Annotated in this window: 26 protein-coding genes; 7 read left to right on the top strand and 19 right to left on the bottom strand. The window is 72.1% G+C overall.

Annotated elements, in window-relative coordinates; genetic code table 11:
* Position 1: 1 nt before the first annotated feature.
* Entirely contained in the window at positions 2-916 is a 915-nt protein-coding gene (locus ACSUPV_RS36820; protein ID WP_436949431.1) for an SAM-dependent methyltransferase, read from the top strand.
* A 61-nt stretch (positions 917-977) separates the two neighbouring features.
* A complete protein-coding gene (locus ACSUPV_RS36815; RefSeq protein WP_031120588.1) occupies positions 978-1,262 on the top strand; it encodes a DUF6332 family protein in 285 nt (94 codons plus the stop codon).
* On the opposite strand, the gene ACSUPV_RS36810 is transcribed toward ACSUPV_RS36815, so the two are convergent.
* From ACSUPV_RS36810 to ACSUPV_RS36800, 3 genes are all read right to left on the bottom strand, one after another.
* Positions 1,223-1,888 carry a response regulator gene (locus ACSUPV_RS36810; protein ID WP_436949430.1) on the bottom strand — a complete coding sequence of 222 codons (666 nt, stop codon included), beginning with the start codon at positions 1,886-1,888 and terminating at the stop codon, positions 1,223-1,225. The two genes, ACSUPV_RS36815 and ACSUPV_RS36810, sit on opposite strands and share 40 nt — an antisense overlap.
* A 31-nt stretch (positions 1,889-1,919) precedes the next feature.
* Entirely contained in the window at positions 1,920-3,143 is a 1,224-nt protein-coding gene (locus ACSUPV_RS36805) for a sensor histidine kinase (protein ID WP_436949429.1), read from the bottom strand.
* Positions 3,144-3,243: 100 nt separating this feature from the next.
* Positions 3,244-3,954: a TetR/AcrR family transcriptional regulator gene (locus ACSUPV_RS36800; protein ID WP_436949428.1), complete on the bottom strand. Its 711-nt coding sequence runs from the start codon at positions 3,952-3,954 to the stop codon at positions 3,244-3,246.
* A gap of 191 nt (positions 3,955-4,145) precedes the next feature.
* Between ACSUPV_RS36800 and ACSUPV_RS36795 the strand changes: the two genes are divergently transcribed.
* Entirely contained in the window at positions 4,146-4,595 is a 450-nt protein-coding gene (locus ACSUPV_RS36795; RefSeq protein ID WP_436949427.1) for a nitroreductase family deazaflavin-dependent oxidoreductase, read from the top strand.
* Here the strand turns inward: ACSUPV_RS36795 and ACSUPV_RS36790 are convergent.
* Positions 4,579-5,820 carry a geranylgeranyl reductase family protein gene (locus tag ACSUPV_RS36790; protein WP_436949426.1) on the bottom strand — a complete coding sequence of 414 codons (1,242 nt, stop codon included), beginning with the start codon at positions 5,818-5,820 and terminating at the stop codon, positions 4,579-4,581. The genes ACSUPV_RS36795 and ACSUPV_RS36790 overlap by 17 nt on opposite strands.
* Before the next feature lie 133 nt (positions 5,821-5,953).
* Here ACSUPV_RS36790 and ACSUPV_RS36785 point away from each other — a divergent pair, with 133 nt between their 5' ends.
* Complete coding sequence (locus ACSUPV_RS36785; RefSeq protein ID WP_031120579.1) at positions 5,954-7,309, top strand: dipeptidase; 1,356 nt, start codon at positions 5,954-5,956, stop codon at positions 7,307-7,309.
* Between the two features lie 61 nt (positions 7,310-7,370).
* Positions 7,371-8,072: an MBL fold metallo-hydrolase gene (locus ACSUPV_RS36780; protein ID WP_436949425.1), complete on the top strand. Its 702-nt coding sequence runs from the start codon at positions 7,371-7,373 to the stop codon at positions 8,070-8,072.
* Positions 8,073-8,078: 6 nt separating this feature from the next.
* On the opposite strand, the gene ACSUPV_RS36775 is transcribed toward ACSUPV_RS36780, so the two are convergent.
* The 14 genes from ACSUPV_RS36775 to ACSUPV_RS36710 all read right to left on the bottom strand — a co-directional run bounded on the left by ACSUPV_RS36775 (position 8,079) and on the right by ACSUPV_RS36710 (position 21,627).
* Positions 8,079-9,170 (bottom strand): ABC transporter ATP-binding protein, encoded by a 1,092-nt coding sequence (locus tag ACSUPV_RS36775; RefSeq protein ID WP_051648752.1) that lies wholly within the window; start codon positions 9,168-9,170, stop codon positions 8,079-8,081.
* 26 nt (positions 9,171-9,196) lie between these two features.
* Complete coding sequence (locus ACSUPV_RS36770; RefSeq protein ID WP_436949424.1) at positions 9,197-10,297, bottom strand: ABC transporter ATP-binding protein; 1,101 nt, start codon at positions 10,295-10,297, stop codon at positions 9,197-9,199.
* A 25-nt stretch (positions 10,298-10,322) separates the two neighbouring features.
* A complete protein-coding gene (locus ACSUPV_RS36765) occupies positions 10,323-11,315 on the bottom strand; it encodes an ABC transporter permease (protein WP_436949423.1) in 993 nt (330 codons plus the stop codon).
* 78 nt (positions 11,316-11,393) lie between these two features.
* On the bottom strand, positions 11,394-13,070 hold the full coding sequence (locus ACSUPV_RS36760) for an ABC transporter substrate-binding protein (RefSeq protein ID WP_436949422.1): 1,677 nt from the start codon (positions 13,068-13,070) through the stop codon (positions 11,394-11,396).
* Positions 13,071-13,146: 76 nt separating this feature from the next.
* Positions 13,147-14,178 (bottom strand): ABC transporter permease, encoded by a 1,032-nt coding sequence (locus ACSUPV_RS36755; protein WP_031120572.1) that lies wholly within the window; start codon positions 14,176-14,178, stop codon positions 13,147-13,149.
* A gap of 305 nt (positions 14,179-14,483) precedes the next feature.
* Complete coding sequence (locus ACSUPV_RS36750) at positions 14,484-15,527, bottom strand: NUDIX hydrolase (RefSeq protein ID WP_037762137.1); 1,044 nt, start codon at positions 15,525-15,527, stop codon at positions 14,484-14,486.
* Positions 15,528-15,676: 149 nt separating this feature from the next.
* A complete protein-coding gene (locus ACSUPV_RS36745; RefSeq protein ID WP_031120570.1) occupies positions 15,677-15,877 on the bottom strand; it encodes a hypothetical protein in 201 nt (66 codons plus the stop codon).
* Between the two features lie 66 nt (positions 15,878-15,943).
* Positions 15,944-16,180: a hypothetical protein gene (locus ACSUPV_RS36740; protein WP_031120569.1), complete on the bottom strand. Its 237-nt coding sequence runs from the start codon at positions 16,178-16,180 to the stop codon at positions 15,944-15,946.
* Positions 16,181-16,230: 50 nt separating this feature from the next.
* The gene (locus ACSUPV_RS36735) at positions 16,231-16,506 is read right to left on the bottom strand and encodes a hypothetical protein (RefSeq protein WP_031120568.1); all 276 of its coding nucleotides are present in this window, start codon (positions 16,504-16,506) and stop codon (positions 16,231-16,233) included.
* A gap of 100 nt (positions 16,507-16,606) precedes the next feature.
* Positions 16,607-19,003 (bottom strand): ATP-binding cassette domain-containing protein, encoded by a 2,397-nt coding sequence (locus tag ACSUPV_RS36730; RefSeq protein WP_436949421.1) that lies wholly within the window; start codon positions 19,001-19,003, stop codon positions 16,607-16,609.
* A gap of 148 nt (positions 19,004-19,151) precedes the next feature.
* A complete protein-coding gene (locus tag ACSUPV_RS36725; RefSeq protein ID WP_031120565.1) occupies positions 19,152-19,568 on the bottom strand; it encodes a VOC family protein in 417 nt (138 codons plus the stop codon).
* A gap of 10 nt (positions 19,569-19,578) precedes the next feature.
* The gene (locus ACSUPV_RS36720; RefSeq protein WP_031120564.1) at positions 19,579-20,022 is read right to left on the bottom strand and encodes a helix-turn-helix transcriptional regulator; all 444 of its coding nucleotides are present in this window, start codon (positions 20,020-20,022) and stop codon (positions 19,579-19,581) included.
* A gap of 79 nt (positions 20,023-20,101) precedes the next feature.
* Complete coding sequence (locus tag ACSUPV_RS36715) at positions 20,102-20,569, bottom strand: hypothetical protein (RefSeq protein ID WP_436949420.1); 468 nt, start codon at positions 20,567-20,569, stop codon at positions 20,102-20,104.
* Between the two features lie 104 nt (positions 20,570-20,673).
* Positions 20,674-21,627, bottom strand: coding sequence for an ROK family protein (locus tag ACSUPV_RS36710; RefSeq protein WP_359791342.1), 954 nt, complete (start codon positions 21,625-21,627; stop codon positions 20,674-20,676).
* A gap of 272 nt (positions 21,628-21,899) precedes the next feature.
* On the opposite strand from ACSUPV_RS36710, the gene ACSUPV_RS36705 reads away from it, so the two are divergent.
* Together ACSUPV_RS36705 and ACSUPV_RS36700 are read left to right on the top strand one after the other, a co-directional pair.
* The gene (locus ACSUPV_RS36705) at positions 21,900-22,886 is read left to right on the top strand and encodes a LacI family DNA-binding transcriptional regulator (RefSeq protein ID WP_436949975.1); all 987 of its coding nucleotides are present in this window, start codon (positions 21,900-21,902) and stop codon (positions 22,884-22,886) included.
* A 7-nt stretch (positions 22,887-22,893) separates the two neighbouring features.
* Entirely contained in the window at positions 22,894-23,718 is an 825-nt protein-coding gene (locus ACSUPV_RS36700; protein WP_436949419.1) for a hypothetical protein, read from the top strand.
* Here ACSUPV_RS36700 and ACSUPV_RS36695 read toward each other — a convergent pair.
* Positions 23,664-25,484, bottom strand: a complete 1,821-nt coding sequence (locus ACSUPV_RS36695) for a serine/threonine-protein kinase (protein WP_436949418.1) — start codon at positions 25,482-25,484, stop codon at positions 23,664-23,666. The two genes, ACSUPV_RS36700 and ACSUPV_RS36695, sit on opposite strands and share 55 nt — an antisense overlap.
* Positions 25,485-25,572: the final 88 nt, after the last annotated feature.

Genomic DNA, 25,572 nt, shown 5'->3' with positions numbered 1-25,572 from the left:
GATGAGTGACGGCCGGGACCTCGCGCGTGCGTACAACGACGACAGCGTGCTCTTCCGGGTGCTGCGGCACCTCGGCTGGGACAGCCTGGCCGACATCGGCTACTACACCCTGCCCACCCTGCCGCTCGTGGCCCTGACCGGGCCGGTGCCCTTCCAGCGCCGACTGGCGCGCCGGTCGCTGGCGTTGCTGGACGCCCGGCCCGGACAGCTCGTCCTGGACGCCGGCTGCGGGCGTGGCGAGACCACGGCGCGGCTGGGCGCCGCGGGATGCCGGGCGCTGGGGGTGGACGTCCAGCCCGCGCAGATCGACCAGGCGCGCCGCCGCTTCGGCGACAGGGCGCGTTTCGCCGTCGCCGACGCCACGGCTCTGCCGCGGCAGGCCGACCGGATCCCGCTGGCGGATGGTTCCTTCGACCGTGTGCACTGCCTGGAGGCCGCCTTCCACTTCGGCCATGAGGGCCGTCGGTCGTTCCTGGACGAGAGCTTCCGGCTGCTCCGCCCCGGAGGCCGGCTCGTCCTCGTGGACGTCACCTCCCGTACGGACCGGCCGATCGGGTCCCTCGACCCGACGGGCCTCGTCCGCGCGACCTGGCGCTTCGACGACCTGGAACCGTGCGAGCGGTACCCGCGGATGGCGTCCGCCGCCGGCTTCACCACGCGCCGGATCCTCGACTGGACCACCCCCGTCCTCCACCGGGCAGCCCTGCTCTGCGCCCTGTTCGTCGGCACCGCGTCCACCCGGGCCGGCCGGCGGGCCCTGTGCGTGCGATGGCCCGGCCTGCGCACGCTCGACGCGCGGGACTGGGACGAGGTCATCGCCGTCGTCCGGGCCCACCGGGCCATCGGGCGCGTCACGCGCTACACGGCCTACGTCCTCGACAAGCCCGCGGGCGGCGTCACCGCAGGTGCCCGCTGACCGCCGGGCGTCGGCGTGCCGGGCGCTTGCCCACCGCGCGACCTCCTGTTTGACTCACCGTATGACTCACCACGGGGGACGGCGCACGCAGGCCGAACGCGATGCGATCACCGTCGAGATCGGCTACGCGCTGTGCAGTGCGGCCTTCGCCGCGGCGGTCGTCTTCGGGGCCGTGGCCGGGCCCGCGCTGCTCTTCGACCTGCCGGACACACCCGAGAGCCTGCTGCTGCGTGCCGGACTGGTGCTCGCGCCCGTCCTCTTCGCCGCCCGGGTCATCAGTGTGCTGCTCCGGTTCCGGTCGGCGGCTCAGCCCAGCCAGCCCGGCCGTACCAACCCCGACTCGTAGGCGAGCACGACCAGTTGGGCCCGGTCGCGGGCGCCGAGCTTCACCATGGTGCGGCTGACGTGGGTCTTCGCGGTGAGCGGGCTGACGACCAGTCGGCGGGCGATCTCCTCGTTGGACAGGCCGATGCCGACCAGGGCCATCACCTCCCGCTCCCGCTCGGTGAGCCGGGCCAGCGCGTCGGCCGCCGCGGGCTCCTTGGAGCGGGCCGCGAACTCGGCGATCAGCCGGCGCGTCACCCCGGGCGAGAGCAGCGCGTCCCCCGCGACCACCGCCCGTACCGCACGCAGGAGTTCCTCCGGCTCGGTGTCCTTGACCAGGAAGCCGGAGGCGCCGGAGCGGATGGCCTCGAAGACGTACTCGTCGAGCTCGAAGGTGGTGAGCATGACCACCTTCACGTCCCGCAGGGCGGGGTCCTCGGTGATCCGCCGGGTCGCGGCCAGGCCGTCGAGCGCGGGCATGCGGATGTCCATCAGGACGACGTGCGGCCGCAGTTCACGGACCCGGGCCACGGCCTCCTCCCCGTCGGCGGCCTCCGCGGCCACCTCGATGTCCGGCTGCGCGTCGAGCAGCGCGCGGAACCCCGCCCGGACCAGTGACTGGTCGTCGGCGAGCAGTACGCGGATCACCGGTCCTCCTCCAGTGGTTCCCTGACGCGGCTCATGTGTCGGCGGACGGCGTCAGCGGTAGTACGGCGAGCACCCGGAAGCCGCCGTCCGGGCGGGGCCCCGCCTCGATCGTGCCACCCAGCGCGGCGGCCCGTTCGCGCATCCCGGCCAGTCCGTTGCCGCTGCCGCCGGCGTCCTTTCCGGTCGCGGGCCCGTCGTCGTCGACGCGCAGCCGCAGGGCGCCCGTGTCGTGGGCGAGGTGCACGCGGGCGTGCCGCGACCCGGAGTGCCGCACGACGTTGGTCAGGGCCTCCTGGACGATCCGGAAGGCGGCGAGGTCCGTGCCGGGCGCGAGGCGCGGCGGCTCTCCCTCGACGTCGACGGTCAGACCGGCGCTCGCCGCCTGCTCCACCAGCTCCGGCAGCCGGTCGAGCCCGGGCGCGGGGGCCCGGGGGGCGGCACCGGGCGCGCGCAGTGTGTCCAGCACCTGGCGGACCTCGCCGAGCGCCTCCTTGCTCTTGTCCTTGATGGTGGTGAGCGCCGTACGGGCCTGCTCGGGGTCGGTGTCCAGGAGCGCGAGGCCGACACCCGCCTGCACGTTGATCACGGAGATGCTGTGCGCGAGGACGTCGTGCAGCTCGCGCGCGATCCGCAGCCGCTCCTCGTCGGCCCGCCGCCGCGCGGCCTCGGCCCGCTCGGCCCGCTCACGGGCCCACTGCTCGCGCCGGACCCGGAACAGCTCCGACACCGCCGCGACCGCCACGACCCAGGTCGCGACGACGATCTCCTCGCCCCAGGGCGCGGCGGAGTCCCCCGAGGGCGGCAGCCACGCGTACAGCCAGTGCCCCACCAGCACGTGCCCGGCCCAGAGCGCCGCCATCGCGCCCCACGCCGCCCACCGGTGCCCGGCGACGATCGCGCTGAAGCACGCCAGGGCGACGGTGAACAGCACCGGCCCATACGGATACCCGGCCCCCAGGTAGACCAGGACGGCACCAGCGGTACCGAACACCACCGCCACCGGATACCGCTTCCGCCACAGCAGCAGCACCCCGGCCACGAGCAGCAGCACGCGCGCGAACGGGTCCAGATCCGCCCGCTCGCCCTGCTGACCGTGCGCGGCGAAGTGGGAGCCGGCCAGGACGAACGCCGTCACGACGGCGGTGGACCGCCAGGGCCACCGGGGCGCACGCTCCCCCTCCTCCCACCGGTCCCACCACGGCGGCCCGTGCCGCCACCACTGCGGCGGCCCGCCCCGCACCCGCTGCTCGTCCATACCGGCCACGCTAGACGCCGCCCGACGGCGCGGGCGTCACCCCGGCGGGGTGGTGGGGCGTACTCCGCGGGAAGTACGGTTCCCGGCGAGGCCGTCGGGGCTAGGAGGCAGGCCCCCGCTGCGGATACACCAGCCCCACCCCCTGCGCGAGTTGCCCCACCGCGTGCCGGAAGAACGTCTCCCGGTCCTCCACCACCCGGTTGAACTGCCCGAACAGCTCGAACCCGACCAGTCCGTACAGCTGGGCCCAGGCCGCGACGAGGGCCGTCACCGTCTCGGGCGGGAGGTCCGGCGCCAGGTCGGCGGCCATCCGCTCGGCCTCGGGGCGCAGTGCGGCGGGCAGCGGGGGCCGGGCCAGACCGAGGCCGCGGTAGGCGTCGCGCAGGATGCCGAGGAGGAGGTTGCCGACCCGGGCGGCCGCGGGGACGGTGGTGTCGGGCGCGGTGTAGCCGGGGACGGGCGAGCCGTAGATGAGGGCGTACTCGTGCGGATGGGCGAGCGCCCAGCCGCGTACGGCCTCGCACACGGCGATCCAGCGCTGGAGGGGGCCGGAGGCGGCGGCCGCGCCGTGGGCCGCCTCGGCGCTCTCGCCGAGGGAGTCGTAGGCGTCGATGATGAGCGCGGTCAGCAGGTCGTCTCGGCTGGGGAAGTACCGGTACAGCGCGGAGGAGGCCATGCCGAGCTCGCGGGCCACGGCGCGCAGGGAGAGCTTGGCGGCGCCCTCGGCCGCGAGCTGTCTGCGAGCCTCGTCCTTGATGGCCGCGGTGACTTCGATCCTGGCCCGGGCTCGGGCGCCGTGTGCGGTGCTCATGCGGGGCAGTGTCCCATGGAAGCAGAGCGGTGCACACAAACGAGAGCACTGAACTGAAGCGAGAGCGCCAAACAAAAACGAGAGCAGTGCTCTTGCTTTGGAGCGGCAGTCTCCTGCAGACTGGCATCAGCCAAGCGAGAGCGGTGCTCACAAAAGAGAGCACCGCTCCGATCACAACCTGGGGGGACCCCATGTCCGCACACGTCCAGAAGCCCGGCTGGCTCACCGTCAACGTCTTCAACCGCTTCGTGACCTGGCTGACCCGCCGCGGCATCAGCGTCTGGGGCTCCCGCGTCCTCGCCGTCCGCGGCCGCAAGAGCGGCCAGTGGCGCACCACGCCGGTCAACGTGCTCACCCTCGACGGCCGGCAGTACCTGGTCGCACCCCGCGGCCACGTCCAGTGGACGCACAACATGCGCGCCGCGGGCGGCGGCGAACTGCACCTGGGCAAGCGCGTGGACATCTTCACCGCGACCGAGGTGGCCGACGACGACAAGGCCCCGATCCTGCGCGCCTACCTCAAGCGCTGGAAGGCGGAGGTCGGGGTCTTCTTCGACGGCGTGGGCCCGGACTCCCCGGACGCCGAGCTGCGCCGCGTCGCCCCCGACCACCCGGTCTTCGAGATCACTCCGACGGGCTGACGTCGTCGACGGTCACCGGACGGCGGTCCAGTGCGGTCAGGGCCTTCTGGGCCATCGGATGCGTGCGGACGATCTCGCCCAGCGACGTCGAGCCCTGGGTGATCTCCTTGAACGCCTTCCACGCCGGGCGGAAGCCCGTCAGCGCCGCGTGGAACAGGCCGGGGCGGCGCTCGAACACGGTGAGCAGCCGCTTGCCGACGCTCATCTCCACGCCCAGCCCGGCCTTGACCGCGAACGCGTAGTTGAGGGCCTGTCGGCGCGTGTCCACGGCGTCGTGCGCCTCGGCGATCCGCACCGCCCACTCCCCCGCGAGCCGGCCGGAGCGCAGCGCGAAGGAGATGCCCTCGCGGGTCCACGGCTCCAGCAGCCCCGCCGCGTCGCCGCACACCAGCACCCGGCCGCGCGAGAGCGGCGAGTCGTCGGCACGGCAGCGGGTCAGGTGCCCGGAGGAGATGCTCGGTTCGAAGCCGGCGAGGCCGAGCCGTCCGATGAACTCCTCCAAGTACCGCTTGGTGGCGGCTCCTTCGCCGCGCGCCGAGATCACCCCGACCGTCAGGGTGTCGCCCTTGGGGAAGACCCAGCCGTAACTGCCGGGCATCGGGCCCCAGTCGATGAGCACCCGGCCCTTCCAGTCCTCGGCGACCGTGTCCGGCACCGGGATCTCCGCCTCCAGGCCCAGATCCACCTGGTCCACCTTGACCCCGACGTGCGCCCCTATGCGGCTGGCGCTGCCGTCCGCCCCGACCACGGACCGCGCGAGCAGGACCTCGCCGCCCTGCAGGACGACCGCGACCGTGCGCCGGTCCGGCACCGCCGAGCCGTGCTGCTCGACGCGCTGGACCGTGACGCCCGTGCGCAGCTCGGCGCCCGCCTTCTGCGCGTGCTCGACGAGCTGCTGGTCGAACTCGGGCCGGTTGATCAGCCCGAACAGCATCTGCCGGGACCGGCGCGTGCGCGTGAAGCGGCCGTTGTTGGAGAAGGTCACCGCGTGCACGCGGTCCTTGAGCGGCAGCTCGAAGCCCGGCGGCAGGGAGTCGCGCGAGGGGCCGATGATGCCGCCGCCGCACGTCTTGTACCGCGGCAGCTCCGCCTTCTCCAGCAACAGCACGCGTCTCCCGGCGACCGCCGCCGCGTACGCGGCCGAAGCGCCCGCCGGTCCCGCGCCCACCACGACGACGTCCCACACCTGCCGCACGTCGTCCGCCGAAGAGTTCTCGCTGCTCACGATGGTCTACTGCTCCGATCAAGCCGCCTGCCGCTGCTACCTCCCGCATCCTACGGCCGACCCGGTCACCGGCCGCTGTGGGAGGATCTACGGCACTCACCGCTACAACGTCGCACCCACAAGGAGCGTGCCCATGTCGCCGAATCCGGTCGCCGAGACCGTCGCCTCGCTGATGCCCAGGGCGAAGCAGGAGCTCACCGAACTGGTGGCCTTCCGGTCGGTGGCCGACTTCGAGCAGTTCCCGAGGAGCGAGAGCGAGGGCGCCGCCCGCTGGGTCGCGGACGCGCTGGCCGCCGAGGGGTTCCAGGACGTGGCGCTGCTCGACACCCCCGACGGCACGCAGTCGGTCTACGGCCACCTGCCCGGCCCGGCGGGCGCGAAGACCGTCCTGCTCTACGCCCACTACGACGTGCAGCCGCCGCTGGACGAGGCCGGCTGGACGACCCCGCCGTTCGAGCTGACCGAGCGGGACGGGCGCTGGTACGGGCGCGGGACCGCCGACTGCAAGGGCGGTCTGATCATGCACCTGCTGGCGCTGCGCGCGCTGAAGGCGAACGGCGGCGTGCCGGTCCACGTGAAGGTGATCGCCGAGGGCTCGGAGGAGATGGGCACGGGCGGCCTGGAGCGGTACGCCGAGGAGCACCCGCACCTGCTGGAGGCGGACACGATCGTCATCGGCGACGCGGGGAACTTCCGGGTCGGCCTGCCGACGGTCACCTCGACCCTGCGGGGCATGACGATGCTGCGGGTGAGCGTCGACACGCTCGCGGGCAATCTGCACTCGGGCCAGTTCGGCGGTGCCGCGCCGGACGCGCTGGCGGCCCTCATCCGCGTCCTGGACTCGCTGCGCGCCGAGGACGGTTCGACGACCGTCGACGGACTGACCGCCGACGCGTCCTGGGAGGGGCTGCAGTACGACGAGGAGCAGTTCCGGCAGGACGCCAAGGTGCTGGACGGCGTCGAGCTGATCGGGTCGGGAACGGTCGCCGACCGCATCTGGGCACGCCCGGCCGTGACCGTGCTCGGCATCGACTGCCCGCCCGTCGTCGGCGCCACCCCGTCCGTGCAGGCGAGCGCCCGCGCGCTGGTCAGCCTGCGGGTGCCGCCGGGCGTGGACGCGGCCGAGGCCACCAAGCTGCTCCAGGCGCACCTGGAGGCGCACACGCCGTGGGGCGCGCGGGTGAGCACCGAGCAGATCGGCCAGGGCCAGGCCTTCCGCGCGGACACCTCCAGCCCGGCGTACCAGGCCATGGCGGAGGCGATGGCGGTGGCGTACCCGGGGCAGGAGATGCAGTACGCCGGCCAGGGCGGCTCCATCCCGCTGTGCAACACCCTCGCCGCCCTGTACCCGCGGGCGGAGATCCTGCTCATCGGGCTGAGTGAGCCGGAGGCCCAGATCCACGCGGTGAACGAGAGCGTGTCGCCCGAGGAGCTGGAGCGGCTGTCGGTGGCGGAGGCGCTGTTCCTGCGGAACTACGCGGCGAGCTGACCGCTCTGCTCTCGGCAGAAGGCCCTCGTCCTCGGGCGGGGGCCTTCTCTACGGTCGTCCCATGGACGTCGTCGCGCTTCTCCCCCGCCTGCTTCTGCTGCGCTTCCCGGTCGGCCAGGCCTATCTGTGGCGCGACGGCGACGAGTGGACGCTGATCGACGCCGGCCCGGCGGGCTCCGGGGCAGCGATCGCCGAGGCGGTGACCGCACTGGGCTCGGATCCCCGGGCCGTGCGGCGGATCGTGCTCACGCACTTCCACGAGGACCACGTGGGCGGGGCGGGAGAGTTCGCCGCGCTCAGCGGAGCGGAGGTGCTGGCGCACCGGCTGGACGCGCCGTTCGTGCGGGGTGAACTCCCGGGGCCGGAGCCGTTGTTCGAGGACTGGGAGCGGCCGCTGCACGAGCAGGCGGCGAAGCTCCTGCCCACGGGTGACTTCGCCCGGCCCGGCGAGGTCACGGAGCTGGCCGGCGGCGAGGTGCTGGACGTCGGCGGCGGGGCGCACGTGGTGCACGTGCCCGGGCACACGCACGGCAGCACCGCGCTCCATCTCCCGGAGCACGGCGTGCTGTTCACGGGGGACACGGTCGCGGCGTCCCCCGTGGTCGGCTCGGTGATCCCCGGCGTGTTCAACCTCGACCGCGACGGGGTCCTCGCCGCCTGCGGACGGCTGGCGGAGCTGGGCCCGGACATGGCCTGCTTCGGCCACGGGGACCCGGTGACGGCACAGGCCTCGCGCGCGCTGCGGAAGGCGGCCCGGGGGTAGCCGCCGCTACCCGAGCGCCGGGTCCAGGACGATGTCCTCCTCGCGGGCCGCGACCGTCGGCTCCTCGGGGAAGTGGCAGGCGGTCAGATGGCCCGCAGGGCTGCCCTCGACGCGCACCAGCGGGGGTTCCTCGGCGGCGCACCGGTCCTGGGCCTTCCAGCAGCGGGTGCGGAAGCGGCAGCCGGAGGGCGGGTCGATGGGCGAGGGCACGTCCCCGGCCAGCCGGATGCGCTCGCGCCGCTCCACGGCGTCCGGGTCGGCCTCGGGGACGGCGGACAGCAGCGCGTGCGTGTAGGGGTGCCGCGGCCGGGTGTAGAGGGACTCCCGGTCGGCGACCTCGACGATCTTGCCGAGGTACATCACGGCGACGCGTTCGGAGAAGTGCCGTACGACGGCGAGGTCGTGCGCGATGAAGAGGAAGGCGATGCCGAACTCCCGCTGGAGGTCCTGGAGCAGGTTGACGACCTGCGCCTGGATGGAGACGTCCAGCGCGGAGACGGGTTCGTCGGCGACGATCAGCTTCGGCCGCAGGGCGAGGGCGCGGGCGATGCCGATGCGCTGGCGCTGACCGCCGGAGAACTCGTTCGGGTACCGGTTGTAGTGCTCGGGGTTGAGGCCGACCGTCTCCAGGAGTTCCTGGGCGCGCTTCTTGTGGCCCTGGGGCGAGTTGATGCCGTTGAGCCGCATCGGCGTCTCGATGATGGTGCCGACGGTGTGCCGGGGGTTCAGCGAGGAGTACGGGTCCTGGAAGATCATCTGGAGGCTGCGGCGGGCCTCCCGCATCCGCCCCGGCGGCTGGTGCGTGATGTCCTGGCCGTCGAACACCACGGAACCGCCGGTGGGTTCGAGCAGCCGGGTGATCAGGCGGCCCGTGGTGGACTTGCCGCAGCCCGACTCGCCGACCAGGCCCAGTGACTCGCCGGGCCCGACCGAGAAGTCGATGCCGTCGACCGCGCGGACGGCGCCGATCTGCCGCTGGAAGATGATGCCCTGCCGGATGGGGAAGTGCTTGTGCAGACCGCGTACGTCGAGGAGGTTCTCGCCGGCCGGGCGGTCGGTGCCGGTGCCGGTCCCGGTGAGGGGCTGGGTGGTGCTCACGGCATGTTCCCTTTCGTCCGCCGCCGTCACTGCGCGGCCCGGTCGGTTCCGGCGCCGTGTTCGTCCGGGCCCGTCCCGCCGCGGATCTCCTGTTTGGCCTCGTCGGTGAGGTGACAGGCGGCGAGGTGCCGATCGCTGCCGGAGACGAGGCGCAACTCGGGCCGTTCCGCCGTGCAACGGCCCTCCGTCGCCCAGCCCTTGTAGGCGCAGCGGGGGTGGAAGGAGCAGCCGTCCGGCAGGTTGATCAGGCTCGGCGGCGTGCCGGGGATCGGGTTGAGCCGTTCGCCGACGTCGCCGCCGAGGTGCGGCATCGACTGCAACAGGCCCCAGGTGTAGGGGTGCTGGGGCTGCTTGAGCACCTCGCGGGTGGTGCCGTACTCGATGCGGCGGCCGCCGTACATCACCAGGATGTCGTCGGCGATGTCGGCGACCACGCCGAGGTCGTGGGTGATGATGACGACGGCGGAGCCGAACTCCTCCTGGAGGTCGCGGATCAGGTCCAGGATCTGCGCCTGGACGGTGACGTCCAGGGCGGTGGTGGGCTCGTCGGCGATGAGCAGCTCGGGGTCGCACACGAGGGACATGGCGATCATGGCGCGCTGGCGCATGCCGCCGGAGAACTGGTGCGGGTAGTCCCGGACCCGGCGTTCGGGCTGCGGGATGCCGACCCGCTTCAGCATCTCGACCGCGCGGTCCCTGGCCTCCTGCTTGGAGACCTTGTGGTGCACGCGGTAGGCCTCGGCGATCTGGGAGCCGACGGTGAAGAAGGGGTGCAACGCGGAGAGCGGGTCCTGGAAGATCATGGAGACCGTGCGGCCGCGCAGTTCGCGCATCTCGGCCTCGGGCAGGCCGACGAGTTCCCTGCCCTCCAACCGGATCTCGCCGCCGACCCGGGCGCTGGTGCCCTTGTGCAGTCCGAGCAGGGCCAGTGAGGTCACCGACTTGCCGGAGCCGGACTCGCCGACGATGCCGAGGGTGCGGCCCTTCTCCAGGGTGAAGGAGACGCCGTCGACGGACTTGACGAGGCCGTCCTCGGTCGGGAAGTGCACCCTGAGGTCGCGCACGTCGAGGAAGGGGGCGGGCGCGGGCGCGAGGTCCGCGGGCTGCGGTGAGATCTGAACGGACACGGGTGTTCCTAAGGACGAAAGGGGCTCAGGCGAGGCGCACGCGCGGGTCGACGAGGCTGTACACCAGGTCGACGACGACGTTGGCGAGGACGACGAACGTCGCGGCGAACAGCGTGGTGCCGAGGATGACCGGCAGGTCGGAGTTCTGGACGGAGTCGACGGCGAGCTTGCCGATGCCGTTGATGCCGAACACCGACTCGGTGATGACGGCGGAGCCGCCGATCAGGGAGCCGACGTCCATGCCGAAGATGGTGATGATCGGGGTGATGGCGGCCCGCAGGCCGTGCTTGAGGACGACCTTGGAGGCGGGCAGGCCCTTGGCGCGGGCGGTGCGCATGTAGTCCTCGGCGAAGACCTCCAGCATGGAGGAGCGGGTGAGCCGGGTGTACATCGCGAGGTAGACGATGACGAGGGTGGTCCACGGCAGGATCAGCCCCTGGAACCAGCCGGCCGGGTCCTCGGTGATGGAGGTGTAGCCGGAGGTCGGCAGGATCTGGAACTTGTCGACGAACAGGTACAGCAGGAGCAGACCGATGAAGTAGATCTGCACCGACACGCCGAACAGGGCGAGTCCGACCGCCGCCTTGTCGGCGGCCCTGCCCCTGCGCACCGCGGCGACGGTGCCGAGGCCGACGCCCAGGACCAGGAAGGCCACCGCGGCGCCGAGACCGAGGGAGAGGTCCGCCGGGAAGTCCGACAGCAAGGTGGTCAGGACGGGGGTGTCCGTCTGGAAGGAGACGCCCAGGCAGGGCGCGCCGCAGTGGATGCGTACGCTCTGGTCGCCGAAGTCGCGGCCGACGAACAGGCCCTTGAAGAACTCCCAGTACTGCGTCAGGTAGCTCTGGTCCAGGCCCAGCGAGTGCTTGATCTCCGCCAGGCGGGAGGGGGAGCAGGTCTTTCCGCAGGCCAGGAGGGCGGGGTCGGACGGCAGCGCGAAGAAGATGAAGAAGGTGATCGTGGTGATCACCAGCATGATCAGGGCCGCTGCCAGCAGGCGTCTGATGAGGTAACGAAACATGGGGTGCCGGGACCTGACGTGAGTGGGATGCCCGCCGGCGGCCGGGGCCGCCGGCGGGGTGGAGAGAGGGGGCGTCCGTCAGTGCTTGACGTAGACGTGGACCAGGCTCGGCTCGGCCAGGATCGTGTCGGGGATGACTCCGCCGACCTTGGAGCCGGACATGTCGCTGAAGTTCATGTACATCAGCGGGACCACGGCGGCGTCCTTGAGGATCTGCTCGTCCAGCTGCCCGTAGGTGGCGTTGCGCTGCTTGACGTCGGTCATCTTGGCGGCCTTGTCGATCAGCGCGTTGACCTTCGGGTCGTTCAGGTACGACAGGTCCTGGTTGGCCTGCGGGTTCTTCTTGATCAGCCGGCCGTCGAAGAGGGTGGGCAGCACCGTGGAGGCGTTCGGCCAGTCGGCGATCCAGTCGCCCCAGGTCAGGTCGTACTGGTTCTTCGTGTTGCTGACGGTGCTGAAGTAGTTCGCGGCGTCGATCGGGGAGATGTTGACGTGGATGCCGATGCGCTCCAGCGCGGTCTTCACGGCGTCGGCGAAGTGCTCCTCGGTGGCGGTGTTCTCCACGGCGATCGACATGGTCGGCTTCGGGTTGCCCGCCTGCTTCATCAGCGCCTTGGCCTTGGCGAGGTTGCCCGAGGGGTTGGCGCCGTACAGGTTGAACTTCTTGTAGCCGCCGATGCCGGGGCTCAGCATGGTGGTGGCGTAGTCGCCGTACGCCGAGCCGCCGAAGGCGCCGCGGACCGTCGTCTTGTCGATGGCGTACTCGATGGCCTGGCGCACCCGGAGGTCCTTGACGCGGGTGGTGTTGATCGCGAGGTAGTTGATGCCGGGTGCCGGGATCTTGTAGTAACGGCTCTTCAGGGACGGGTCGTTGGCGAGTTGCGCCAGGTCGGATCCGGCGATGGGCCACTGCTGGATCGACGTCTGCGCGGTGCCGGCGTCGGCCTTGATCTGCTGGTCGATGGCCGCCTCGTCCTGGCCGAACTTCACGTCCATCTCGTCGACGTTCTGCTGCCGGATCGGGTCGGTCGACTGCGACCAGTACTTGTTCCGGGTGAGGACGAGTTCCTTGTTCTTGGTGTACGACTTGATCATGTACGGGCCGTCGGCCCAGACCTTGGTGTCGTACGTCGAGCCGGTGTCATGGGCCTTGGGCACGGCCGCCCAGCCGGTCATCGCGGTGGTCTCGTTGAAGTCGGCCACCGGCTGGTTCAGGTGGAAGACGATCGTGTACTTGTCCGGCGTCTGGATGGAGGCGAGCTCCTTGCCCTGGTAGGGGCCCTTGTAGTCGGCGCCGCCGACGAGCCACTGTGCGGCGTAGGGCGGGCCGCCGTTGATGTCGGACGAGAAGAACCGCTCGACGCCGTACTTGACGTCGGGTGCGGTGACCTCGGTGCCGTCCTGGTACTTGATGCCGTGCCGGAGGTGGAAGGTCCAGACGGTGGCGCCCTTGCTCGGTGTTCCGGTGTCGGTGGCGAGGTCGCCGACCAGCTTGGGCTGCGAGCCCGTCTCGTCCCAGCCGGTGAGGGTCCGGACGATCTCCTCGTCCATGCTCGATCCCTCGGTCGTGTAGACGCGCTGGGGGTCGAGGTGGTCGAAGTCCGCCTTGTCCAGGACGGTCAGGGTGCCGCCCTTGCCGGGTGCGCCGCTGCCGCTGCTGCCGGAGGACCCTCCGCATGCGGTGGCCCCCAGGGCGATCATCACGGCGGAGGCCGTGAGAGCGACCGTGCGCGATCTGCGCGTGTTGCGCGTCATTGAGGAAACTCCGTTCTTGCTACGGGCCCGACGGCCGTTCGTGGAGCCGCCGGACCGATACTCGGGGGGTGGCTTGTCAGCCGCGCCGGGCGCGGGGGTCCAGCGCGTCCCGGACGCCGTCCCCGAGGAGGTTGAGCGCCAGGACCAGGACGAGGAGCAGGACGCCGGGCACGAAGAGGTACATCGGGTCCTGCAGGAAGAACTGGGAGGCGTCCGACAGCAGGGCTCCCCAGTCGGGGTTGGGCGGGATGACGCCGACACCCAGGTACGACAGCGCCGCCTCGGTGGTGATGTTCTGCGGGACGGCGAGCGCGAAGGAGATCAGGATCGGCGCCCAGAGGTTGGGCAGCAGCTGCCGGAACAGGATGTGCCGCCGGCCCGCGCTCATCAGCCGCGCGGCGTCGACGAACTCCCGCTCGCGCAGGGACAGCACCTGTCCGCGCACCAGCCGGGCGGTGTACGCCCAGGCGAAGACGGCGATGTTGAGGACCAGCACGAGCAGGCGGAGGTTCTCGTCGGTGCCGCCGTGGCTGTTGGTCTGCAGGGCGTTCTGGATCACCGGGGTGAGCGCGATGATGAACAGCAACTGCGGGAACGCCAGCATCACGTCCATGACCCGGGACAGCAGGGAGTCGACCCAGCCGCCGAAGTACCCGGCCGCGAGGCCCGCCACGACCCCGACGACGGTGGAGAGCACGGCGGAGGCGAATCCCACGTAGAGGGAGGTACGCAGGCCGTAGACGATGCGGGCGAACAGGTCGTAGCCCGTGCCCGGTTCGACGCCCAGCAGGTGCTGGGCGCTGATGCCGCCCAGCGAGCCGTAGGGGAAGTTGCCCGTGTCCGGGTCGATCGCCTTGTTGTCGGGGGTGATCGGTCCCCAGCCGGTCACCGCGGTGAGCACCGGCGCGAGCAGCGCGATCACGACGAACAGGACGGTGACCACCAGGGCGGTCATGGTGACCTTGTCCCGCCTGATCCGCCGCCAGGCCATCCGGGCCGGTGAGCGGCCGGCGACGGCCGTGCCGCCGGGTCTGGGGTCCTGCGTCGACGGCTCGGTCAGCAGCGCGGTGCCGCCGCCGGTGTCGACCGGCTGGTGTTGCGTGGTCATCGTACGGACATCCCGGATCTGCCCCTGGGGCAAGGAAATTGGGTGGCGGTCGTAACTTCCGCCGTGAGACTCTGCGGACTTTCGCAATGCCGTGCGAGTCCGGTCAAGCCGAGCAGGGGCCAGAAAAGGGATTGTTTGCGGTCATGGAAAAGTGTTGACGCAAGCGGGGAATGTGATTACCCGCCGCGTGAAGGAGTGCGGGAGATTCCTTGGGGATCGATTGGCCGTGGCTCCGGCGACGTTTCCTTTTGCTTTTCCCTCGGAATCCCCCGGGCCGGGTAAAGGGCACGGACGGGGGCTCGCCGTCAGCCCAGCGGAACCCCGGCTTCCAGGTAGAACGCGGCTCCGCGTTCCCGCGCCCGCAACGCCCACCGCAGTCGCTCGTAGCGCACGGGCGGCAGCAGTCCGGCGGCCTCCTCCTCGGTGACGAACCGCCAGTCGCGCAGTTCGGGGCCGGGCAGCAGCAGCCGTTCGGCCTCCGCGGCGGCGAGGAGACCGCCGTCGAAGAGGAGCCGCAGTCCGCCGAAGCCGGGGGGTGCGGGGCGTTCCCAGTCGACGACGAGCAGGCCGGGCACCTCCTCCAGGCGGATGCCGGTCTCCTCGGCGACCTCCCGCATCCCGGCGCGCGCGGGCGCCTCTCCGGGCTCGACGACCCCGCCGGGGAACTCCCAGCCGGGCTTGTAGGTGGGGTCGACCAGCAGCACCCGGTCCCGCTCGTCGAAGAGGAGCACCCCGGCGGCGAGCGTCTCGGCGGTGGGCTCGGGCGTCTGCACGATGTCGCAGACGGGCACGGCACCGCTGTTGACGGCCTCGGCGATCCGGGCGGCGGTCTGGTACGGGGTGAGGTCGCTGGTGTCCACGGGGTGGGCGTCGGCGGTGAGCCAGGAGGCGAGGGCGGCCCGGTAGGGCTCGATGTGGTCGAAGGACCACTGGCGTATTCGCATCTCGCCGTCGGGGAGGTCGGGGGGAACCTCGCGGCCCGCTATGCGCTCCCGCAGTATCGTTTCGGCCGGAGCGAGCAGGATGTGGCTGACCGGAATCCTGCGCGCGGCCAGTCCGCCGAAGATCTCGTCGCGGTACTCCTGGCGCAGCAGGGTCATGGGGACCACCAGGGTCCCGCCGAGCTCGGCGAGCATCGCCGCCGCCGTGTCGATCACGAGGCGTCGCCAGATCGGCAGGTCCTGGAAGTCGCCGACCTCGGCGAGGTGTTTGGGCGGCAGCAGGTGGGCTAGCGCGCCGCCGATGACCTCCGGGTCGAAGAGCGTGCTGTTCGGGATCAGTTCGATCAGCTCCCGTGCGGTGGTGGTCTTCCCCGCACCGAACGCGCCGTTGATCCAGACGACGGTCACAGGTCCCCCTCTTCTGTTGGCCCCCTGAGGCTTGCCCGCTTCACCCTGCCACGAAAACCAGCCGCAGTTGAGGGCGCATGACGACGGCGCCGGCGCCCCCCCCCTCACACGGGGAGCGCCGGCGCCGTGGGCCGGGGCCGGGCGGCTCGTCAGCCCTTCTCCTTCTCCTGGCTGCCGTCCTCCCTGTCCAGGGACAGGCTGTCCTTGGCGACGGTCTCGTCGAGCGTCTTGAGGGTGTCGTCCACGCTGGAGGTGCCCAGGTTCTCCGTGAGGGCGTGGGACGGGGTGACCGCCGCGACGACGAATCCGGTGGCGAGGGAGGCGATGGCGAGCATGCTGCGCTTCTTCATGCCCGGCACAACGCCGCGAGGCGCCGCGGAGTCACGCAGCGGCGTACGACCGGGCGAGGGAACGCCTCATGCCGAGTCGCCGTCCGGCTCGGTGCCCCAGGCGCCGGGGCCCCCGCCCCGCCACTCGATCAGCCCCGACGCCACCACGTACGCCTCGTCCGCGTCCTCGATCCCCGCCCGCCGCAGGAATTCGGCGACGTCCAGCAGCCCGTAGGCGATGCCGAGGAACCGGTCGTCCACACGGACCCGCCTGCCGCCGTCCGCGGCAGGCGGGTAGACCACGACGGGTTTCACGGACGCCATGGCATCAGGGTCCGCGAAGACGGCGCCGAGCGCTCGTCGGGAGGGGCCGTTCAGCCGGCTTTCTTCGTCTGCCGGAATTCGTGGACATCGGCCGTGAGGGTGCCGTCGTGCTGTTCGTAGTGGGACAGTGCGAGGCCGAGGCCGAAGAAGGTGGGTGCCCATTCACCGACGAAGATGCCCCAGCGGTCGGCACGGGCGAGGCCGGTGCCGGGTTCCATCTTCAAAGAGCCCATCCAGGTGACGACGCTGAAGCCGATGGACGCCATGGCGGCCATGTAGGCGTGCTCGCTGCGGACGCCCATCTCGTGCATCTTCTTGATGATCATCAGCGGCTCCGTTCCGAGGGGGGTGGTTCAGGGGACGGAGTGCCCCCGGAACGTGCCGCTATTCATCCTTTTCGCACGTTATGTCCGGTAATCGGGCACCTCAGGCGCCCACGTAGGCGGCGAGGTGCTCCCCGGTCAGCGTGGAGCGGGCCGCGACGAGGTCGGCCGGGGTGCCCTCGAAGACGATCCGGCCGCCGTCGTGACCGGCGCCGGGGCCGAGGTCGATGATCCAGTCGGCGTGCGCCATGACCGCCTGGTGGTGCTCGATGACGACGACCGACTTGCCGGAGTCGACGAGCCGGTCCAGCAGGCCCAGCAGCTGCTCGACGTCCGCGAGGTGGAGGCCGGTGGTCGGCTCGTCGAGGAGGTAGATCCCGCCCTTGTCGGCCATGTGCGTGGCCAGCTTCAGCCGCTGCCGCTCACCGCCGGACAGCGTCGTGAGCGGCTGGCCGAGGGTGAGGTAGCCGAGGCCGACGTCGGCGAGCCGCTCCAGGATCCGGTGCGCGGCCGGGGTGCTCGCCTCGCCGGCGCCGAAGAACTCCTCGGCCTCGGTCACCGACATCGCGAGCACCTCGCTGATGTCGCGGCCACCGAGGTGGTACTCCAGCACCGAGGCCTGGAACCGCTTGCCCTCGCAGTCCTCGCAGGGAGTGTCGACGCCGGCCATCATGCCCAGGTCGACGTAGACGACGCCGGCGCCGTTGCAGGTGGGGCAGGCGCCCTCGGAGTTGGCGCTGAACAGGGCCGGCTTCACGCCGTTGGCCTTGGCGAAGGCCTTGCGGATCGGTTCCAGCAGCCCGGTGTAGGTGGCGGGGTTGCTCCGCCGCGAGCCCTTGATCGGGCTCTGGTCCACCGAGACCACGCCCGCGTCGGCGGGGATGGATCCGTGCAGCAGGGAGCTCTTGCCGGAGCCGGCGACGCCGGTGACGACGGTGAGCACGCCGAGCGGGACGTCCACGTCGACGTCGCGCAGGTTGTTGGCGGACGCGCCCCGGATCTCCAGTGCGCCGGTGGGCTTGCGGACCGTCTCCTTGAGGACGGCCCGGTCGTCCAGGTGGCGGCCGGTGACGGTGTCGCTCTTGCGCAGCCCCTCGACCGTGCCCTCATAGCAGACGGTGCCGCCCGCCGTGCCGGCGCCGGGGCCGAGGTCGACGACATGGTCGGCGACCGCGATCGTCTCCGGCTTGTGCTCCACGACGAGCACCGTGTTGCCCTTGTCCCGCAGCCGCAGCAGGAGGTCGTTCATGCGCTGGATGTCGTGCGGGTGCAGGCCGATGGTGGGCTCGTCGAAGACGTACGTGACGTCGGTGAGGGACGAGCCGAGGTGGCGGATCATCTTCACGCGCTGCGCCTCACCGCCCGAGAGCGTGCCCGCGGGCCGGTCGAGCGAGAGGTAGCCGAGGCCGATCTCCACGAACGAGTCGAGCGTCCCCTGCAGCGCGGTGAGCAGCGGCGCCACCGACGGCTCCGTCAGGCCCCTGACCCACTCGGCCAGGTCCCGGATCTCCATGGCGCAGGCGTCGGCGATGCTGACCTCGCCGATCTTCGACGACCGGGCCGCCTCCGTCAGCCGGGTGCCGTCGCACTCGGGGCAGGTGGTGAAGGTGACCGCCCGCTCCACGAACGCCCGGATGTGCGGCTGCATCGCCTCCTTGTCCTTGGACAGGAACGACTTCTGGATCTTGGGGATGAGGCCCTCGTAGGTGAGGTTGGCGCCGTTGACCTTGACCTTGGTCGGCTCGCCGTAGAGGAATTCCTGCATCTCCTTCTTGGTGAACCGGCGGATCGGCTTGTGCGGGTCCAGGAAGCCGGACTGGGCGTAGACGCCCACCGTCCAGACGTTGTCCGTCTTCCAGCCGGGGATGGTGAAGGCGCCCTCGGCGATCGACTTGGAGTCGTCGTAGAGCTGGGTGAGGTCGATGTCGGAGACCTTCCCGCGGCCCTCGCAGCGGGTGCACATGCCGCCGGTGCGGGAGAAGGTCGCCTTGACCGTCTTGGTCTTGTCGGCACCGCGCTCGACCCTGATCCCGCCGCTCGCGGTGACCGAGGCGGTGTTGAAGGAGTACGCGCTGGGCGGGCCGATGTGCGGCGTGCCGAGTCGGCTGAAGAGGATGCGCAGCATCGCGTTGGCGTCGGTGGCGGTGCCGACCGTGGAGCGCGGGTCGCCGCCCATCCGCTGCTGGTCGACGGCGATGGCGGTGGTGAGCCCGTCGAGCACGTCGACCTCGGGGCGGGCCCGGTTCGGCATGAACCCCTGCAGGAAGGCGCTGTAGGTCTCGTTGATCAGCCGCTGCGACTCCGCCGCGATCGTGTCGAACACCAGGGAGCTCTTGCCCGAGCCGGAGACTCCGGTGAACACCGTCAGCCGGCGCTTCGGGATCTCGATGCTGACGTCCTTGAGGTTGTTCTCGCGCGCGCCGTGCACGCGGATCACGTCATGGCTGTCGGCGACGTGCGGCCCGGGCGACTGTCTGTCCGTCGTCGTGGCCTGGCTCATGGTGTCTCCATCTTTCGGGCGGGGCTGCCGCGCTCGGACGATCTCGTCGCCCCGCGCCGGCCCGGAGGTGCGGCGCGGGGATGCGGGAGCCGGCGGTGCTGGGCGCCGTACCGGGATCCCGCGGAGTGAGGGTCGATCGGTGGGACCGCTACTGCGTCTTCAGCTGCTGGATGCGGACCATGTTGCCCGCGGGGTCGCGGAAGGCGCAGTCGCGAACGCCGTACGGCTGGTCCATGGGCTCCTGGACGACCTCGGCGTCGCCCGCCTGCAGCCGCTCGAAGGTGCCGTCGACATCGGGGGTGGCGAGGACGATGCTCGCGTAGGTGCCCTTGGCCATCATCTCGGCGATGGTGCGCCGCTCGTCCTCGGTGATGCCGGGGTCGGCGGCCGGCGGGTGCAGGACGATGTTCGTCCCGGGCTGGCCGGCGGGCCCGACCGTGATCCAGCGCATGCCCTCGTAGCCGACGTCGTTGCGGACCTCGAAGCCGAGGGTGTCGCGGTAGAACGCCAGGGCGGCGTCCGGGTCGTCGTGCGGCAGGAAACTCGCGTGAATGGTGATGTCCATGGCCCCCACGCTAGTTTCGGCTCCCGGCGGGCGCTTCTCGATTCCTGACCGGTCTGGTGACCTGCTTCGCCACGCACGACGGGATCCCCGCGGTCGCGCGCGCCGCCTCCCGCCGGTAGGTGCTCGGCGGCATGCCGACCAGCTCGGTGAAGCGGGTGCTGAAAGTGCCCAGCGACTGGCAGCCGACCTCGAAGCACACCTCCGTGACGCTGAGGTCGCCACGGCGCAGCAGCGCCATCGCGCGCTCGATGCGCCGCGTCATGAGGTAGCTGTACGGCGACTCCCCGTACGCCTGCCGGAACGCGCGGCTGAGGTGCCCGGCCGACATGTGCACTCCCCGGGCCAGCGCCTCGACGTCCAGCGGCTGCGCGTACTCCCGGTCGATCCGGTCCTTGACCCGGCGCAGTCGGGCGAGGTCGCTCAGGCGCTGCACCGAGGCGGGTCTGCTGCTCACACGCGCGATCGTGCCACATCGCACGGACGTGCGGTCGGTTTCCGCGAACAGAGCCCGGCAGAGGAGGGTCCGGTCTCCGTCAGGTGTAGTAGGTGTCGAACGAGCCGATCCACCAGGCCGCGGGCGACAGCACGCACAGCTGCACGGCGGCGGTGGTCCAGCACCGGGCGAGGAGCGCGGTCCCCGCGGTCCGCCACGCGGTCGTGCGCAGCAGGCTCTCCGCGCCGGCCTGGTATCCCTGACCGGTGGGGTCGACCATGCCGGGGTAGCCCATCCACTCCTCGGTGAAGACGCCGTCGGCGCCGAACACGATGACCGCCGACACGAGCCAGAGGTCGGCCAGGAGGGCCGCCACGGCGAGCCTCATGTCGAAGCGCCGGTACGCGGGGGCCGGGACCAGCAGCCCTACCGCGGGGCGCCCCTGGCGCCGCACCCGGTCCCGTGAGCGGTCGCGGACCAGCGTGACGACGGCGTACGCCAGCGCGGCGAGGGCCGCCGCCCACCCGCCCATGAAACCCAGCCCGAAGAACACCATCACGACGCCCACGCCGGGCCAGATGCCACCCCGCTCGGAGCGGTTCCCTCCGGATCAGCCGCAGGCGGGGCCCGTGAGACGCCCGGTCCTCACCGCCTGAACGTTCCTGCGCGGTCTCACACGCCCGCCGCGGCGGCGTCCGTGCGCTTCGCCAGCGCTGCCGCCGCCGCACCCACCAGGCCCGCGTCGGTGCCCATCTGGGCCGGTGCCACGGTCAGGTGCTGGACGAAGGAAAGGGTCGCGTAGCCGCGCAGGGCCTTGCGCAGGGGAGCGAAGAGGATGTCGCCCGCCTTGCCCACTCCCCCGCCGATCACCACGATGTCGATCTCGACCAGGGTCGCGGTGGCGGCGATCCCGGCGGCCAGGGCCTGGGCGGCCCGGTCGAACGAGGCGACCGCGACCGGGTCCCCGGACCGGGCCGCCTCGGCCACCGCCGCGGCGGACGTGTCACCGTCGGGGCCGGGGCGCCAGCCGTTCTCCAGAGCCCGGCGGGCGATGTTGGGGCCGCTCGCGATGCGCTCCACGCAGCCGCGCGAGCCGCACGGGCAGAGATCGCCGTCGAGGTCCACGCTGATGTGGCCGATGTGACCCGCGTTGCCCGTGGGCCCCGGGTGCAGCCGCCCGCCGAGCACCAGACCGCCGCCGACACCCGTGGAGACGACCATGCACAGCGCGTTGTCGTGACCGCGGGCGGCGCCCTGCCAGTGCTCGGCCGCCGTGATCGCCACACCGTCACCGATCAGCTCCACGGGCAGGTTCCCGGCCGCGGCCCGGACCCGGGCGACGAGCGGGTAGTCGCGCCAGCCGGGCACGTTCACCGGGCTCACCGTGCCCGCGGAGGCGTCCACGGGCCCGGCGCTGCCGATCCCCACGGCAGCGGCGCGCTCCCACAGCGGAGAGACCGTGAGTTCGCCGAGCACCTCCTCCACGGCCCGCATCACGGTGTCGCCGTCCTCCCGGGCGGGCGTCGGCCGCTGGACGCGGGCCAGGATCCGGCCGTGGCCGTCCACCAGAGCGCCGGCGATCTTGGTGCCGCCGATGTCGAGCGCGGCCACGAGGTCGGTGTGCATCAGTGTCGGATCTCCCCGTCAACCATGAGAAAAACGCCGAGAAAGCCATCGGGCAGGGCACACCGCGGCCCCGGCCCCGCGGCGGAGCCCGGGCCGGAGGGTGCGGTGGACAGTCTCCCCCGAGGCTGACAACGTTGTCCAGGCTCTATGCTCGACGCCACATCCTCATACAAACCCAGGACCGACGCACCCCCGTGGACGACAGGACAGGACACCGCACCGTGCCCCAGACCCATCTCCGCTCCGCCACGCGCTACGGCAACCGTCCGACCATGAAGGACGTGGCCGCCCGTGCCGGGGTGGGCCTCAAGACGGTCTCGCGGGTCGTGAACGGGGAGCCCGGGGTCACCCCGGAGACCGAGCGCCGGGTCCAGGAGGCGATCGACGCCCTCGGCTTCCGCCGCAACGACAGCGCGCGGGTGCTGCGCAAGGGCCGCACGGCGAGCATCGGACTGGTCCTGGAGGACCTCGCGGACCCCTTCTACGGGCCGCTGAGCCGGTCGGTCGAGGAGGTGGCCCGGGCGCACGGCGCCCTGCTGATCAACGGCTCCAGCGCGGAGAACCCGGAGCGCGAGCAGGAACTGGTGCTGGCCCTGTGCGCGCGGCGGGTGGACGGTCTTGTGGTGATCCCGGCCGGGGACGACCACCGGTATCTGGAACCGGAGCTCAAAGCCGGTGTGGCCACGGTGTTCGTGGACCGGCCGGCCGGGCGCATCGACGCCGACGTGGTGCTGTCGGACAACTTCGGCGGCGCCCGTGACGGCGTCGCCCACCTGATCGCGCACGGGCACCGCCGGATCGGCTTCATCGGCGACATGCCCCGCATCCACACCGCCGCCGAGCGGCTGCGCGGCTACCGGGCCGCGATGGAGGACGCGGGCATACCGGTGGCGGACTCCTGGATGTCCCCCGGCGTCACCGACCCCGAGCGGGTGCGCAGGGCCGCCGAGGAAATGCTGTCCGGGCCGGATCCGGTCACCGCGGTCTTCGCGGGCAACAACCGCGTGACGGTCACGGTGATCCGGGTGCTCGCCGAGCAGACCCGCCGCGTCGCCCTGGTCGGCTTCGACGACATCGAACTCGCCGACCTGCTCCAACCGGGCGTCACGGTCGTCGCCCAGGACGCGGCGGAGATCGGCCGCACCGCCGCGGAGCGCCTCTTCCGGCAGCTGGACGGCACCCTGGCCACCCCCGAACGCATCGAGCTGCCGACCCGGCTGATCACCCGCGGGTCGGGCGAGCTCCCCCCGGCGGACTGAGCGGCCCATGGACCATAGGGAGCACCTCACCGATCGCACGCTGCGGGCACTGGGCCTCGCCGAGGCGCCGCGCGAGCATCCCCTGCTGTATCCGGGGGCCTGGCCGGCGGATTCCGGGCTTCTCGACGGGGACCGCTTCCTGCCGCTGGAGCGGCTGGTGCATGAGGACCGCACGCCGGTCCTGGCCATCGGCTCCAACGCCTGCCCGGGGCAACTGCGGCACAAGATGCTGGAGTTCGGGATCATGGCGCCGCTCCCGATGGTGAAGGCCCGGGTGACGGGCGTCGACGCCGGCGTCTCGGCACACGTGAGCCGCATGGGGTACGTGTCGGCCTCGCCGGTCAGCGCCCCGGACACCGTGCGGGAGCTGTTCGTCCTCTGGTTCGACGCCGAGCAGCTCGCCGTGATCGACGCGAGCGAGGGCGCGCCGGTGCCGGGCGGCAACTTCGACCGGGCCTGGCTGCCGGCTCCGGACGTACGGATCGACCTGGCCGACGGCACCCGGCTGCCCGGCGCGTACGCCTACGTCAACCGGCACGGCGTCCTGCACGACGGCACGGGCACGCCGCGCACCCACCCGGGCCAGCGGGAGCTGCTCACCGAGTTGCTGGTCGGTCTGCCGCGCTTCCGGGAGCTGTTCGGCGTCGTGCCCGAGGAGTTCTGCGCGCGGGCCCGCGCCGACCGGCGGCTGTGCGACCGGGGCACCCGGCTGTTCGTCGAGGAGAAACTGGTGACGGCCTCCGGGCTGGAGCGGTACGCGGCGGTCTCGGCGCGTGCTCAGCAGACCGGGAGTCCGGGGACCGGCGCGTCGTTGTCGCCGCCCTTGATGTAGACGTCGCTGACCCACACGTCGGTGTTGCCGCTGTCGTCGTCGGTCTTCGCCCACCAGACGTTGGTCCACTGCCCGGACGTCTCGCGGCGGCCCAGGTTCTGCTGGCAGTAGAAGTAGTTGGTGCCCGCGTTGAGGATGCCCACCTTGGCGCCGGAGGCGGTGTAGGAGTCGGCTGTCTTCCAGACCTGGCAGTTGTACTTGCCGCCGCCGATGGCGTGGCAGGCCGGGGCCGGAGCCGGAGTGGTCGGGCCGCCTGTCGCGCCGCCGTCGCCGGAGGTGCCGCCGCCCGACGCTCCGCCGGTCGTGTCGCCCGTGGTGCCACCGGAGGACTTCGCGGGAGCCGAGGTGGAGGGCCGGCCGGTCGGCTCGGACTCCTTCTCCTCCTCGGGCTTCTTGGACGGGGTCTTGTCCTTCTCGTCGCCTTGCTGCGTGGGTCTCGGGGCGTTGGAGCCGTCGTCGGTGCGGCCGGGTTCGGACGAGGCCGCCGTGTCGGCACCGGCGGCGTCGGTGCGGGTGCCCGGGTCCGCGCCGCCCGAGTCCCTGAGCAGGGCGACCGTGGTGCCGGCGGCCGCGAGGACGACGGTGACGGCCGCGGCGGCGAGCAGCGCGCGGGTCTTCCTGCGGCGGGCGGCGGGCTGGGGGGGCATCGGGCCGGTGGGGGCGGTGCCGTCCGGCCCCGTCTGCTCCGGCCGGTCAGGCCCCGCCGCTCCGGGCGCCCCTGCGGCACCGAGGGCCGCGGCCGGGCCGAAGCCGGGCGTGCCCTGGCTCTCGTGCGACCCGCCAGCGCTCGGTGGCACCTGCTGCGGCGGTCCGAACCCCGGCGGTACCGACGGCACGCTGCGCTCCGTCTCCGGGCGCGGGGGCGGGGCCGCCGGGCCGCGCAGTGTCGACGTGGGCGTGTCGGTGCCGCCCGCTTCCGCCACCGCCTGGAGCAGTGTGCGGGCCCGGTCGGCGTCGGGGCGGGACTCGGGGCGCTTCTCCATCAGCTGCCGCAGGACGGGACCGAGCGGGCCGGCGCGGCGGGGCTCCGGGAGCGGCTCGGTGACGATGGCGGTGAGCGTGGAGAACGTGGAGGTGCGGCGGAAGGGCGAGGTGCCCTCGACGGCCGCGTACAGCGTGGCGCCCAGGGCCCAGATGTCGGAGGAGGGGCCCGGGTCGGCGCCCTGGGCGCGCTCGGGGGCCAAGTAGTCGAGGGAGCCGACGAGTTCGCCGCTGCGGGTGAGGTGGGTGGCCGAACCGTCGCCCGGGTCGTCCATGGTGGCGATGCCGAAGTCGGTGAGGACGACCCGGCCCGAGCGGTCGAGCAGGATGTTGCCGGGCTTCACGTCCCGGTGCAGGACGCCCACGCGGTGCGCGGCGGCCAGCGCGTCCATGACCTCAGCGCCGATCCCGGCCGCCTCGCGCGGGTCCAGTGGGCCGCGGTCGCGCAGGACGTCGTCCAGGCTGGGCCCGTCGACCAGTTCCATGACGATGAGCGGGCGGCCGTCGACCTGGGCGATGTCGTGCACGGCGATGACGCCGGTGTGGCGCACCCGGGCCGCCGCGCGCGCCTCGCGCTGCATCCGCAGTTGCAGGTCGGCCAGTTCGGGCCCGGCCGCGTCGGTGTAGGTGCGCAGTTCCTTGACGGCGACCTCGCGGCCCAGGACCTCGTCGACGGCCTTCCAGACGACGCCCATGCCGCCGCGCCCCAGCTGGGCCGTGACGCGGTAACGCCCCGCCAGCAGCCGGCCGGCCCCGTCCGCCTGCCCGTACTCCCCCGTTGACACCGCTGCCCCGTTCCTGTGACCCCACCGGACGCACCGGCACGTCCGTATGTGGCGTACAGACTACGGGGCGGCGGTGACGGCGACAGCC

Origin of the sequence: Streptomyces sp. SudanB52_2052, from assembly GCF_964272415.1 — a bacterium.
Classification (GTDB): domain Bacteria; phylum Actinomycetota; class Actinomycetes; order Streptomycetales; family Streptomycetaceae; genus Streptomyces; species Streptomyces olindensis.
The sequence above is the reverse complement of the archived record's forward strand: the minus strand, read 5'-3'. Positions and strand labels throughout refer to the sequence as shown.

What these genes read in the sequence shown, in the direction of transcription:
- ACSUPV_RS36705 (WP_436949975.1), top strand. Translation starts at nt 21,900, where the DNA reads ATGAAGGACGTGGCCGCCCGTGCCGGGGTGGGCCTCAAGACGGTCTCG.
- ACSUPV_RS36730 (WP_436949421.1), bottom strand. Translation starts at nt 19,003, where the DNA reads ATGAGCCAGGCCACGACGACGGACAGACAGTCGCCCGGGCCGCACGTC.
- ACSUPV_RS36795 (WP_436949427.1), top strand. Translation starts at nt 4,146, where the DNA reads ATGTCCGCACACGTCCAGAAGCCCGGCTGGCTCACCGTCAACGTCTTC.
- ACSUPV_RS36740 (WP_031120569.1), bottom strand. Translation starts at nt 16,180, where the DNA reads ATGGCGTCCGTGAAACCCGTCGTGGTCTACCCGCCTGCCGCGGACGGC.
- ACSUPV_RS36710 (WP_359791342.1), bottom strand. Translation starts at nt 21,627, where the DNA reads ATGCACACCGACCTCGTGGCCGCGCTCGACATCGGCGGCACCAAGATC.
- ACSUPV_RS36755 (WP_031120572.1), bottom strand. Translation starts at nt 14,178, where the DNA reads ATGACCACGCAACACCAGCCGGTCGACACCGGCGGCGGCACCGCGCTG.
- ACSUPV_RS36820 (WP_436949431.1), top strand. Translation starts at nt 2, where the DNA reads ATGAGTGACGGCCGGGACCTCGCGCGTGCGTACAACGACGACAGCGTG.
- ACSUPV_RS36765 (WP_436949423.1), bottom strand. Translation starts at nt 11,315, where the DNA reads ATGTTTCGTTACCTCATCAGACGCCTGCTGGCAGCGGCCCTGATCATG.
- ACSUPV_RS36805 (WP_436949429.1), bottom strand. Translation starts at nt 3,143, where the DNA reads ATGGACGAGCAGCGGGTGCGGGGCGGGCCGCCGCAGTGGTGGCGGCAC.
- ACSUPV_RS36780 (WP_436949425.1), top strand. Translation starts at nt 7,371, where the DNA reads ATGGACGTCGTCGCGCTTCTCCCCCGCCTGCTTCTGCTGCGCTTCCCG.
- ACSUPV_RS36815 (WP_031120588.1), top strand. Translation starts at nt 978, where the DNA reads ATGACTCACCACGGGGGACGGCGCACGCAGGCCGAACGCGATGCGATC.
- ACSUPV_RS36725 (WP_031120565.1), bottom strand. Translation starts at nt 19,568, where the DNA reads ATGGACATCACCATTCACGCGAGTTTCCTGCCGCACGACGACCCGGAC.
- ACSUPV_RS36735 (WP_031120568.1), bottom strand. Translation starts at nt 16,506, where the DNA reads ATGATCATCAAGAAGATGCACGAGATGGGCGTCCGCAGCGAGCACGCC.
- ACSUPV_RS36760 (WP_436949422.1), bottom strand. Translation starts at nt 13,070, where the DNA reads ATGACGCGCAACACGCGCAGATCGCGCACGGTCGCTCTCACGGCCTCC.
- ACSUPV_RS36745 (WP_031120570.1), bottom strand. Translation starts at nt 15,877, where the DNA reads ATGAAGAAGCGCAGCATGCTCGCCATCGCCTCCCTCGCCACCGGATTC.
- ACSUPV_RS36700 (WP_436949419.1), top strand. Translation starts at nt 22,894, where the DNA reads ATGGACCATAGGGAGCACCTCACCGATCGCACGCTGCGGGCACTGGGC.
- ACSUPV_RS36800 (WP_436949428.1), bottom strand. Translation starts at nt 3,954, where the DNA reads ATGAGCACCGCACACGGCGCCCGAGCCCGGGCCAGGATCGAAGTCACC.
- ACSUPV_RS36785 (WP_031120579.1), top strand. Translation starts at nt 5,954, where the DNA reads ATGTCGCCGAATCCGGTCGCCGAGACCGTCGCCTCGCTGATGCCCAGG.